This is a genomic window from Hymenobacter antarcticus, from assembly GCF_039539545.1.
GTDB classification, from domain to species: domain Bacteria; phylum Bacteroidota; class Bacteroidia; order Cytophagales; family Hymenobacteraceae; genus Hymenobacter; species Hymenobacter antarcticus.
The window spans coordinates 24442-36423 of the sequence record NZ_BAABDI010000018.1 but is presented as its reverse complement, the minus strand read 5'-3'; the positions used below and the strand labels follow the sequence as shown (position 1 = coordinate 36423).

Genomic DNA, 11982 nt, shown 5'->3' with positions numbered 1-11982 from the left:
CGCTTTACTGGCTTAATTCCGCGTCGTTTTTGCCCGCTTGCCCCTCGGCTTTGGGCTTTCCTGGCCCCGCTTTTTTTGCGCCGGCAATTACTTCCTGTACCTGGCGCTCTATCATTTCTTCGTTCTGTGCACGGAGCTGTTTGCCCGCCTCGCGCTGGGCTTCTATCTGCTCCTTTGTCATGGTTCCTAGCTGCCGATTCAGGTTGGCAACCAGGATTTCATTCATGCGGAGCACCCTGTCAAGTGTAACGCGGGACCGCAACATTTCCTCTAGCATCGGAACGAGCAAGCTCCGCTCCTCCTCCTGCATGTAGCTAAAAATCCGGTCGCCTAGCTTCTTCACTTGCAGCATGATTAGCTCACCCTCGCGGGCTACGTCTCCCACGGGGTTAAGCTGGCGGCTCGTGAAGTAGTCCAACGTCGCCTCAGTGTACTCGCTCAGAGTAAGCCCACACGTAGCAGCGGCCTTTGTCGCGCTGGCGTGGCTAGTGGGCGCTACTCGAATCTGCTGCCGCTTGGGTCTTTCCATCTCTCGGCTAAAACTAGGGTTAAAACTACTCTCTACGCTTCCCCTGTGACCAAATCTATGCTATTAATCAATAACTTAACTACTCTGGTCACACAATTTCAGCTCTGTTGAAATCTAAACAACACAACACCAAGGCTTTAGCCTTGCGTTTGTGTTGTTCTTCTTGCTAATAATCATTGTTACGTATTGTCAGGGGATTATGGTTAGGTTTCTACTGCTATTCCTACCGACTACCGGCTAAAATTACGGCTATTATCTTCTACTATTCTACCAAACCTGCACTTAATTACCTCCCACGGCCTTTTTATTGCTTTTTTATTTGCTTTCTACTATTCTACTTTTCTACCACCCGTTTCTATCAGCCAGTTCCTGCCCCATCTACTCCCTGAAAATACCCTGGGCTTTCTTCTATTTCGGCGTCTACTATTCTACTATTCTACTTTAATTAATACGACTACCTTATACCATTCCCTTCCATTCTTCTTTTCTACTATTCTACTATTCTACTTTTATTTAACTCTTCACCATTTACATTTTTTTGTTCCTCTACTTTTCTACTCGTCTACTTCTTCGCCGCACTCACTTATTATTCTACTCGTCTACCCTTCTACTGTTCTTCTATTCCTCTTTTCTACTCGTCTACTATTCTACTTTTCTACTCATCTACCATTCTACTTTTCTACTCATCTACCATTCTACTGTTCTTCTTTTATTCTTTTCTACTCATCTACTATTCTACTTTTCGCGTACTTTTGTTTTTCTTCCGAACTGACCACTCGGCGGCATCACTACCTCACCCTTTAACCAGTAAAATCCATGTCAAAAGTTATCAGCTTTGCCACCCAAAAAGGCGGCTCTGGTAAATCTACTCTGGCCCTCGTTCTGGCAGTTCCCCTTGCCACCGAATACGGCTTGAAAATCGCAATTCTTGATTGTGACTATCAGCAAAGCATTGTCAAAACCCGCCAACAGGTAGACGCCCAAAGCATGCAAGTCATGCTCGAAGCCGACCCCAACGCCAGGTACCCCTACGATGTATTTCCAATGGGGCTGAAAAACATCTTTGACTTTATCGACAACCCCGATAATGACTATGACCTCATCATTATCGACATACCCGGCCGAGCCGATGGGGAAGATGTTTTTAACGCGCTCACCGGCTGCGACGCGGTAATAGTGCCCCTGGTATCGGATTACCTCGACCGCGCTTCCACGGCTGAATTTATGGGCATCCTGGAAGCCCTGAAAAAAGCCGCTGATAAGGCCCAAATTGACTTCCAATACTTCGGCATCTCGACCAAGCGAATAGCGGGCCGTAGGGAAGAAAAGGAAATGGACGACTACATAGACGGGCTGGGCCTCTCGCGCTTTGATTCCTACCTCAGCAACCGCCTGGCTTATACCCGCGCCTCGACCCTTCATAGCCTGCTAACGCCTTCGTTTCGCAACTACGCGGGCGGCACCAAGGATAGCTCGGACGAAATCCGCAAGGTCTGTGATGAGCTAGTGCGACGCCTGGACCTCCCCAACCGCAAAACCAGCGCCGGCGCTTCTGCTGAAGTAGAAGATTCTACCGCTATCACCTCCACCAAAACGGAAACGAAATAATGGCTAAGAACCTCTATGGCAAGCCGCAAATTGTGCCCCCCCGCCCGCGAATCCCGGTCAGTGAGGAGGACCGCCGCGAAGCCTTTGCCGGCATGGGCGGGGAGCTAACTAAAATAGCGTCAGAGACGGCCGCTGCGGCGACTTCTGAACCATTGCCTGTACCTGCCCCTGCCCCAGTTACTGCGGCCCCCGTGCCCGAACCAACACCCGAACCAACGCCAGCTCCTGCGCCCATTGAGGCGCCAGCTCTGGTACTCCCCGTGGCCGCTGCCTCACCTCAGCCAGTAGCTAACCTGGTAGCGGTGGCTCCGGTAGCGGTGGCTCCTGCGGCAGCAAGTCGGCCGCGTGGGCGCAAGCCTGCGCCGGCTGATGCGCCCGCGTCGCCCGCCGTGAAAAGCATGAAAATGCTCCAATCCGACTGGCAGGAAATACGGCGGCTGCTGCCCGACATTTCCCCCGGCACGGATATGCCCACCAACATTCTGACCTATTTACACGCGGCGCACCGGCACTACGAGACCCACCTACGGAAAACCGGCAAATTAGTCCCTGGGAACTAACGTAATTTGCAGGACTGGTTAAGGGTAACTGGCCGGTTTGGTCGCCGGCACTTCGTTTATCCTTGCAATCCGGCGCAGTGGCATCCAATGCGCCAAATAAGGGCAGCTCCTAACGGGGCTGTCCTTTCTTTTTTTGGGCGGTTGGGAAAAAAAAGAGCGCAACAACCGGCACGGCTGCTGCGCTCAGGCAAAGAGGGTAGGGGAGGGGCTACACTTGGCAAACGTGGCCCTGCTCGGGGCGGCTGCTCCGGCGTGGGCCGGTGGGCAGCTTCGACTCGAACCAATCCCGATAGGCCGTAGTCAGCCGGTCGGCTACGATGGCCAGCCGTTCCGGGGCTGCCTGGTCGCCCGCGCCCTGGGCGCGCTTCATCCAGACGTGGGAGCCGCCGCCGCCGACGAGGTAGCCCGCGCCCATCAACTCCCGCAGGGCCGGCGCTAAGTCGCGCAAATCGGCCTGGTGGGTATGGGCCTGCACGTAGGCCCGCGCCTGCTCTAGCAGACGCTTTTCGGCCTCGTCGCGGGGTTTCTGTTCAATGGCTAGGTATGCCTCCTGCGCGGCCCACGTCGGGGCGCTGCTGGTGGCGAATGGAGTTGATTTTAACATGGGGTTCTGGTTAAGGGATGGGGTAAGCGGCCGGGCTGGTCAGGCCCGGCCGGTGGGGGAGGGGTTCTAGTGAAAGAGATTAAAGCAGGAGAACAAATTGTCCGCCTTGCTCCTGGCTAGTCATTCGCAGCCTTTCGCCGGCAATCGGGCGGGTGGCTTTAACGAGCTTTAGTAATGCCTCGTAAGCCTCGGCCGTGTCAATCTGAATACCTAGCCGCTGGGCTACCTCCTCGGTCATTACCTCGCTGTTGATGCCTTTATCAAGCTGCTGCATCAGCACCTCAACATCGGCAATCGCGGCAATAATCCGGCTCCGGTACTGGTTCCACGTCGCGCTTTGAATGGTGGGGGCTTCGCTGGCTTTCATGGTTTTTAGAGCTAGAGCTAGGGCTAGGATTAGGGCTAGGGCTAGGATTAGGCTAGGGGGGTAGCAGCTCGGGCGCTGCTACCCCTGGCCGGCTGGGTTAGGCGTTGGCTAACCAGCTCAGCTCTGCGGCCAAAAATTCGCGGTCGGTGTCGTCGAGGATGGCGGCGGGTTCGCTGGCCACTGTCGCGGCGGCTGGCGTCGCCTCCGGGGCGGCCGGCGCTTCGGTTTCGCCTTCCGGCTCCGCCGTGGTGCCTAGAATCATGCGGGCGGCGGCTTGGGCCTTGCTGGCGGCTTTTACCACTAGCTGCTTGTCATTTTTCAACCGCTCCAACCAGCTTTGAATGTAGGCTACTGCGTTTTCCTCTGTCTGCTCGGTGGCAATGCCGGCCGCTGCGCTCAGGAACGATGCCCCCATTTCAGCGGTCAGCTCCTCGCGGGCGTAACTCAGGCTTTGCTTGCCCTCACCTGCGGTCAGGTCGGTACGGTCAAGGCGGGACTTGTGGCCGGTGCTGTGGGTCAGCTCGTGGAATAGGGTTTGATAGTAGCCCTCCGACGTGGTGAAGGTTTCCGGCTTGGGCATATTCACAAAGTCCAGGCTGGGCGAGTAGTAAGCGCGCTGGTGCAAGTGGGTAATGGCGGGCTTTTCGGCCCACTCGGCTACGATGCCTTCCGCTACTTCGCTGGGGGTAAATTCGCGCTCCTCCACCTTCGGCAAGTCAAATTCAATGCCTTCTATATCTTCCACCGAAAAGACGGTGTAATACTTCAAAAAGGGCATTTTCTCCTCTTTGCCGGTCTGCTTATTCTCCCGCGTGGAAATGTTGTAGTAAACAACTTGGTGGCCTTTGGCCCCTTTCCGCACGTTGCCGCCCAAAGCCAGCGCCTGTTTGAAGGTCATAAAAAACGGCAGGGCACCGCTGAAATGGAGCAAAAACAGGTTAATGCCGCTGTATACTTTGCCCGTGGCATAATTGCGCGGGAGGCCATAAACCGCGTTCCACGGCTTGCGCCACGGAATGATACCACCCTCTAACGCCGAAATAATCCGGTCCGTCACAATCTGGTACACGTCGGGCCGGGGAGTAATAGCGCCGGCTTTCTTGGTAGATTTCTTGGCGGCGGTTTTCGTGGTCTTTTTCATGGCTAAAGAGCTGTTATTCTGTTTGTTTGTTATACTTGTTAAACGTATAACGGCCCTAATAAGTTGCATTTTATACAATCTTTTTACGTATTTTAAGCATATTGTTTACCCTCCCTTTACCTCATTTTGCCGCCTTTTTCCCCTACCGCCCCAATCGTTGCTCTTGCGCCTGCGGATGGACTGGCTTTTGGGCCAGTTGGTCCGCAGCCCCCTTTTGCTGAATAGGGTGGGGGCCGGCGCGGCGCGGTATCCGGCCTGCAGCCGGCGCGCCCAACGGGAGCAAAGGCAGCAGGCCGGATACCGGGCGGCGTGGGCCGGGGCGGTCGCGTGAAGGATAGGAAGGGTTTAGTCCGTAGGACCGGAGGCGAAGCCGTAGCCCTGGATAGCCTGGCCCGAAGGGACACGCCCAACTCCTCGAAAACGGGCTTACAAAACCTATTAATTGCTACTTACCAGCACGGCTGCTGCTTCTGAAAATAGCCCTGAAAAGCTGCAAACCACTAAAAAGGGGCGGTAGGGAGATAAAGTTGGCCTTGGTTAAAGCTTGGTACGGATGTTACATCCCCATTGGAGCTAGCCAGAAGCCCGGGCCAAAACTCAATCGGCGAAAAATGAACGTACAAGGGAGAACCTTTTATTTTAGCATTTGCTTAATTAAGTGAATGCTGCTTTTGCTAAAACTTCTTGCATGAAAGAGACCGCGTGTATCCGGGTGTTTGCCGACACCGACCACATTCAGCACTGCCAAACGCGCCTGGCGCACGTCGAGCCGGCCCTTCAGTCGCTGGCGGCGGTGCTGGCCCTGGCCGGCAACGAGGTGCGCCTGAAAATCCTGTTTCTGCTGGCCGATGAACAGCAGCTTTGCGTGTGCGACATCGCCGACGTGCTGCAAATGACTGTTTCCGCCGTCTCACAGCATTTACGCAAGCTCAAAGACGGGGGCGTGCTGCACGCCCACAAGGTCGGCCAGACGGTGTTTTATGCCCTTAGCCAACCGCATTTGCCCATCCTGCAACCGCTGCTGGCCGGCTTATCGGCCGCGCCTACTTTCCAACCCGTCCAATGAATCAGTCTCCTGCTTCCACCAATAAGCCCCTGGTGGGCGCGGGCTTGCTGGCCGCGCTGGCCGCTTCACTCTGCTGCATCACCCCGTTGCTGGCCGTGGTCGGCGGGCTGGGCGGCGTGGCCTCGTCATTCGCCTGGCTCGAACCCTTCCGGCCCTATTTGATTGTGCTGACCGTGAGCGTGCTGGGTTTCGCCTGGTACCAGAAGCTCAGGCCCCGACCGGCCGATGACTGCGGCTGCGCGGTGGACGCCAAGCCCTCGTTTCTGCACTCCAAGGGCTTTCTAGGGGTCGTCACGGTGCTGGCAGCGCTGCTGTTGGCTTTCCCCTACTACGGGGCCAAATTATACCCCACCACGACCAGAACGGCGCTGGTGACCATCAACGAGGCCGCGCCGGTATGGCAAACCGCCAATTACCGCATTGGGGGCATGACCTGCGAAGCCTGCGCGAAGCACATCGAACACGCGGTGCAGCAGCTACCGGGCGTGCAGGCCGTGACCGTCTCCTATGACCAGGGCACCGCGCAGGTCCGCTTTGACGCGGCCAAAAGCCCCGCCGCGCAGGTCGCGCAAGCCATCAACGGCACCGGCTACCACATTCTCCCCGCGAACGCGCCCCGCTAATGGAAACGACCGAATTTGACGTGCTCGTTATCGGAACGGGCGAAGGGGGCACCACGGCCGCGCACAAGTGCGCCAAGGCCGGCAAGCGCGTGGCCATCGTGGACGTGCTGCCCTTCGGCGGCACCTGCGCCCTGCGCGGCTGCGACCCCAAAAAGGTGCTCATCGGCGCGGCCGAAACGGTGGCCCGCTCCCAGCAACTGCTCGGTCACGGCCTGGACACGGCCGCAACAATAGCCTGGGCCGACCTGATGCGTTTCAAGAACAGCTTCACCGGCAAAGTGCCCGCCGCCCGCGAAGCCAGCTTGCAACGGGCCGGCATCGCCACGTACCACGGCCTGGCCCGTTTCACCGGTTCCCACACGGTACAAGTGGGCGATGATGAACTGCGGGCGAAGCAGTTCATCATCGCGGCGGGGGCGCGGCCCCGGCCGCTCGGCATTCCGGGGGAAGAATTGCTGCTGGACAGCACGGCCTTTTTGGAACTGGCGGAACTACCGGCCGACCTGACGCTGATTGGGGGCGGCTACATTGCCTTCGAGTTCGCCCACCTGGTGGCCCGCTGCGGGGTTGCCGTCCGCATTCTGCACCGGGGGGCGCGGCCCCTGGAGCACTTCGACGCGGACCTGGTGGCGCACCTGGTGGCGGCCTCCCGCGAGACCGGGATTGACGTGGTGTTGAACACGGCCGTGACCGGCATCGCGCAGCAGCCGGACGGGCGCTTGCGGCTACGGGCCGAATCGGGCGGGCACGCCGTGGACTACGCGGCGGCGATGGCCGTGCACGCGGCGGGCCGCGAACCGGCCCTGGCCGCGCTGGACCTGGACCGGGCCGGCGTCGCGCATGGCCCGGCGGGCGTAACCGTCAACGAATTTTTGCAAAGCACCACCCACCCCGACGTGTACGCCGTGGGCGACGCGGCAGCCTCCGGCCTGCCCCTGACGCCGGTAGCGGCCAAAGCCGCCTTCGTGGCGGCCAGCAACCTGCTCAAAGGCAATCACACGCCGGTCGCGTATGGCGTGGTGCCCACGACAGTCTTTAGTCACCCACCGCTGGCCGCCGTGGGCCTGAGCGAAGCCGAGGCGACCCGGCAAGGGCTGAAATTCACCGCCAAAAGCGAGGTCACCACCGACTGGTTCACCGCCCGGCGCTTGCGCGAACCCGTCTCGGCCTACAAGGTGCTCGTGGAAGAGGGCACCGGTCAGGTGCTCGGCGCGCACCTGCTCGGCCCCAACGCGGACGAAGTAATTAACCTGTTCGCCGTGGCCATGCACGCCAAGCTGCCGGCCCGCGAGCTGCAAAAGCTGGTCTTTGCCTACCCCACCAGCGCGTCCGATATTGTCTACATGCTCTAATTCCCCTGCTCATGCTCCCCGCCGAACCGAAAGCCCCCCTCCTTACGTCCATCCTGACCTGCCCGGTCTGTCAGCACGCGCAAGCCGAACAGATGCCCACCGACGCCTGCCAGTGGTTCTACGAGTGTACGAACTGCCACACGGTGCTCAAGCCGCTGGCCGGCGACTGCTGCGTCTACTGTTCCTACGGCTCAGTGCCCTGCCCGCCCATTCAGGCGCAAGGCCCCGGCAGCTGCTGCGGCTAAGCCCCTGTCCAAGTAGTGCCCGCCCGACCTACCCAGACCGTGCGGGGCTTATTCTCCTCTTCGGCACAAAGGTATTCCGGCTACTGACCAACAAAATGGCTCCGAACCAACGGTAATTCAATCGTAATCTATTGGCAATAGGTGGCCAAGGGCGCTGGCAGGCCTGTTTTTTAGCGCAAACCTGGCCGAACTTTAGCGCGTGATGCATTGGTTATCCCACTTCCCATCGCGCATCTATCAGGTGGTAGAGGCGCAGGTACGGCGTGGCTGGCCGATGGGTGGTGGCATGGTCGGGACTGCTGGTGAAGGCGGCCGGTGCGCGGGTGCATTTACCCCGGAGGGGTCCCCAACGACTGGCCGGGGTATAAGGACCGGCCGCACTTTGAGGGGCAGTAGGGTGGAAATGAACCGAGCGGGCCGGGTGGTCCGCTCGGTTAGGTTTGAGTGGACCGTCGATTAATCAGGCGTCCATTCACCTTAGCTACTACCACAAGTTATAGTATTAATCATATTAAAAGCGGGATTTATATTTTAAATTGGTTCACTAAGCTCTGCAATATTCTTTTTAATTTGCGATTAAATTGCGCTTATTACATTATAATTAGCCTTTAAGCAAGCATTGATGGATAAGTAACGGTGAGTGCAACACCTTGGTAATATGCAACTATTACCTTCGTAGCTCTTTTACTATTTTACTTGCTTGTGCTTAAGAACTTTACCCTATTGCGAACGGCGCTCACGCTGCTGACGGGCTTTGCGACGCTGGCGGCCCGCGCCCAGGGCGTGGTACTGCTGGATGATTTCAACCGAGCCAACAACGCCACGGTGGGCAATGGCTGGACCGAAACCGAAACCGGTGGGACGGGCAGCGCCAGCATCACCAGCAACCAGCTCCGGCTCAGCAGCGGCACCGCCGGCCGCGACTTCGTGGTGCGCGACCTCTCGGCCCGCTACAACCCGGTGCTGAGCAGCAACCGCACCCGGCTCACCTGGGCCTGGAACACCCGCCAGTCGCGCCCCGACCCCTCGGGGTTCGGGGCCAGCAACTACGGCAACGCCTTCGTGCTGGCGGCCAGCGCCCCCGGCCTGGCCAGCGCGGGCACCAGCGGGTACGCCGTCGTGGTGGGCAATACCGGCGCGACCGACCCCATCCGCCTGGTGCGCTTCAGCGGGGGGCTGACCAGCAGCGCCGCGTTGGTCGACGTTTTTTCCACCACCACCGACTACGGCACGGCCTACCTGACCCTGCGCGTGTCGTACTTCCCCGACGACAACAGCTGGACCCTGGAAGCGAGCCCCAACACGGCGGCGTTCGAGGACCCCGGCCTGGCCACCACCGCCTTTACCACCCTGGGCACGGGCGTGGACGCCACCTACACGGGCACCCCTCTGCCCTACCTGGGCTGCTTGTGGAACCACGCCACGACGGCCGCCGAAAACGCCGTGTTCGACAATATTTACATTCCCGCGGCCTGCGCGGTCGGGCCGGAGCCCGGCACCTCGCCCAGCGGGCCCGTAGTGGACCAGCTCACCGCCTCGTCGGCCCGCCTGAGCCTGGTGGGCGGCGACGGGACGGCCCGGCTGGTGGTGTTGCGCGCCGGGGCAGCCCCCGGCTTTGCCCCCGTCGATGGCACGGCTTACGCCGCCAACCCGGACGTGGGGGCCGGCACGACCGTGGCGGCGGGCGAGTACGTGGTGCTCAACGGGCCCGGACCCAGCGCGTCGCTGACGGGCCTGCAGCCCTCGACCACGTATTTCTACGCCACCTATGAGAGCAACGGCACGGGCTGCGCCGCCAACTACCGGCAGGCCGGCCCGCTCACGGGCTCGTTTGCCACGCCGGCCTGCCAGCCCGCCGCGCCGCCCACAGTGCCGGCGAGCCAGGGCACGGCCGCGGCCGGCCCTACCAGCGGCACGCTGACGTTTGGCTGGACCGCCGGCGACGGCACCCGCCGGGTGGTGGTGGTGCGCCCCGCCCAGGCGGTGGCGGCCACGCCGGCCGATGGCCTGGACTACGCCGCCAGTGCCCGCTACGGGGCCGGTACGGCGCTGAGCACCGACGAGTACGTGGTGTACAGCGGCACGGGCAGCAGCGTCACCGTCTCGGGCCTGAGTGTGGGGCAGACGTACCACGCGGCCGTGTACGAAGGCACGGGCAGCGCCTGCGCGGCCAGCTACCGGCGGGCGACCCCCGCCACCGCGTCGGTCGTCGTAGCCGCGCCACCGGCCAGCACGACCTACCGGTTCTACCGGGGCAACCTGCACGCCCACTCGGGCTACAGCGACGGCAACAAGGACGCGGCCACGTCGGGGGCGTCGACCCCGGCCGACGACTACGCCCTGGGGCGACTGGCCCAGCAGTTTGACTTCCTGGGTATCAGCGAGCATAACCACGCCCAAGCGGGCATGTCGCTGCCCAACTACGCCCAGGGCGTGGCCCAAGCCACCCAGTCCAACCAGGACGGTACTTTCGTGGCCCTCTACGGCATGGAATGGGGTACCATCTCGGGGGGCGGCCACGTGATTGTCTACGGCTACGACCGGCTCATCGGCTGGGAAGCGGGCAACTACGATGTATTCGTGGCCAAGGGCGACTACACCGCCCTGTTTGCCACCGTGGCCCAGCAGCCCGGCGCCGTGGCCTACCTGGCCCACCCGCAAAGCGCCGACTACAACAACCTGCTCAACTCCCCGCTCAACGCCACCACGGCCCAGGCCCTGGTGGGGTCGGCCATGCGCTCGGGCCCGGCCTTCTCAACGGCCACCGACTACAGCGACCCGAGCGCCTCGAATTTCGAGGCCCGCTACAAAGACGCGCTGCGCCAGGGCTACCACGTGGGCCCGACCATGGACCAGGACACCCACTACTCGGTGTTCGGGCGCTCCTCGTACGCCCGCCTGGTGCTGCAGGCCCCGGCCCTGACCAAGGCCGCCCTGCTCGATGCCCTGCAGCAGCGCCGCTTCTCCGCGTCCGATGACTACAACGTGGAAGTGACCCTGCAGGTGGGCACCCGGCCCATGGGCAGCGTGCTGACCCAGGCCGGCGCCCCCACGCTCACCGTGGCCGTGACTGACCCTGATGCCAACGACGCGGTGGCCTCCATTGCCTTGTTCGCGGGCATTCCCGGCAGCGGCACGGCGGCCACCCAGGTGACGTCCACCACCGGCAGCGCCACGCTCACCTACACCGACCCCATTCCGAACCTGGCCACGTACTACTACTACGCCGTGGTGACGCAGACCGACGGCAACAAAATCTGGACTGCCCCGATTCGCTACACCCGTGACAACGCGCAGGTCGCGCCGCTGCCGGTAACGCTCACCACCTTCCAGGCCGTGCTGCACAACGCCCACGACGCCGTGCTGCGCTGGACCACGGCCAGCGAGGAGCATAGCGCCTACTTTGCCGTGGAGCGCAGCGCCGACGGGCGGGCGTTCGCCGAAACCGGCCGGGTGGCGGCAGCCGGCCGCAGCACCCAGGCCCGGGCCTACCAGCTGGCCGACCCGCAGCCGCTGACGGGCGGGACCTACTACCGCCTGCGCCAGGTGGACACCGACGGTACCACCACTTTCAGCCCCGTGGTGACGCTGTCGCCCGCCCGCCAGGAAGCGGCGCAGGTGAGCGTATTTCCCAACCCAACCGTGGGCCACGGGCCGGTGCAGGTGGCCCTGCGGGGCCTGGCGGGGCGGCCCGTGACGGTGACGGTGCGCGACCTGCTGGGACGTACCCTGCTCACCCAGCACCTGGTGCCGGCGGCTTATCAGGCCGTGGCCCCGTTGCCGCTGGCACCGGAATTGCCCAGCGGGGTGTACCTGGTGACGGTTACCGATGGGAGTCAGACGTGGACGAGCCGCTGGTCGAGGGAGCCGTAACTGTCGGTGCTGGC

Annotated in this window: 11 protein-coding genes; 7 read left to right on the top strand and 4 right to left on the bottom strand. The window is 61.3% G+C overall.

Features of this window, described 5'->3' with window-relative positions:
- Positions 1–4: 4 nt before the first annotated feature.
- Positions 5–529, bottom strand: coding sequence for a BfmA/BtgA family mobilization protein (locus tag ABD819_RS13290; protein WP_345125114.1), 525 nt, complete (start codon positions 527–529; stop codon positions 5–7).
- 816 nt (positions 530–1345) lie between these two features.
- On the opposite strand from ABD819_RS13290, the gene ABD819_RS13285 reads away from it, so the two are divergent.
- On the top strand, positions 1346–2137 hold the full coding sequence (locus ABD819_RS13285; protein ID WP_345125112.1) for a ParA family protein: 792 nt from the start codon (positions 1346–1348) through the stop codon (positions 2135–2137).
- A gap of 260 nt (positions 2138–2397) precedes the next feature.
- Entirely contained in the window at positions 2398–2697 is a 300-nt protein-coding gene (locus ABD819_RS13280; RefSeq protein WP_345125111.1) for a hypothetical protein, read from the top strand.
- Between the two features lie 208 nt (positions 2698–2905).
- On the opposite strand, the gene ABD819_RS13275 is transcribed toward ABD819_RS13280, so the two are convergent.
- The 3 genes from ABD819_RS13275 to ABD819_RS13265 form a co-directional block, all read right to left on the bottom strand.
- Entirely contained in the window at positions 2906–3301 is a 396-nt protein-coding gene (locus tag ABD819_RS13275) for a hypothetical protein (RefSeq protein WP_345125109.1), read from the bottom strand.
- Positions 3302–3380: 79 nt separating this feature from the next.
- Positions 3381–3668: a hypothetical protein gene (locus tag ABD819_RS13270; protein WP_345125107.1), complete on the bottom strand. Its 288-nt coding sequence runs from the start codon at positions 3666–3668 to the stop codon at positions 3381–3383.
- Positions 3669–3765: 97 nt separating this feature from the next.
- Complete coding sequence (locus ABD819_RS13265) at positions 3766–4809, bottom strand: ArdC family protein (RefSeq protein ID WP_345125106.1); 1044 nt, start codon at positions 4807–4809, stop codon at positions 3766–3768.
- 688 nt (positions 4810–5497) lie between these two features.
- Here ABD819_RS13265 and ABD819_RS13260 point away from each other — a divergent pair.
- From ABD819_RS13260 to ABD819_RS13240, 5 genes are all read left to right on the top strand, one after another.
- The gene (locus ABD819_RS13260; protein WP_345125105.1) at positions 5498–5875 is read left to right on the top strand and encodes an ArsR/SmtB family transcription factor; all 378 of its coding nucleotides are present in this window, start codon (positions 5498–5500) and stop codon (positions 5873–5875) included.
- A complete protein-coding gene (merTP, locus tag ABD819_RS13255) occupies positions 5872–6498 on the top strand; it encodes a mercuric transport protein MerTP (protein ID WP_345125104.1) in 627 nt (208 codons plus the stop codon). Before ABD819_RS13260 ends, merTP begins: the two co-directional genes overlap by 4 nt.
- Entirely contained in the window at positions 6498–7850 is a 1353-nt protein-coding gene (locus ABD819_RS13250; RefSeq protein WP_345125103.1) for a dihydrolipoyl dehydrogenase family protein, read from the top strand. The genes merTP and ABD819_RS13250 overlap by 1 nt, the downstream gene beginning before the upstream one ends.
- Before the next feature lie 11 nt (positions 7851–7861).
- Complete coding sequence (locus tag ABD819_RS13245) at positions 7862–8095, top strand: GDCCVxC domain-containing (seleno)protein (RefSeq protein ID WP_345125102.1); 234 nt, start codon at positions 7862–7864, stop codon at positions 8093–8095.
- 702 nt (positions 8096–8797) lie between these two features.
- Complete coding sequence (locus ABD819_RS13240; protein WP_345125101.1) at positions 8798–11968, top strand: CehA/McbA family metallohydrolase; 3171 nt, start codon at positions 8798–8800, stop codon at positions 11966–11968.
- The last annotated feature ends 14 nt before the right edge of the window (positions 11969–11982 follow it).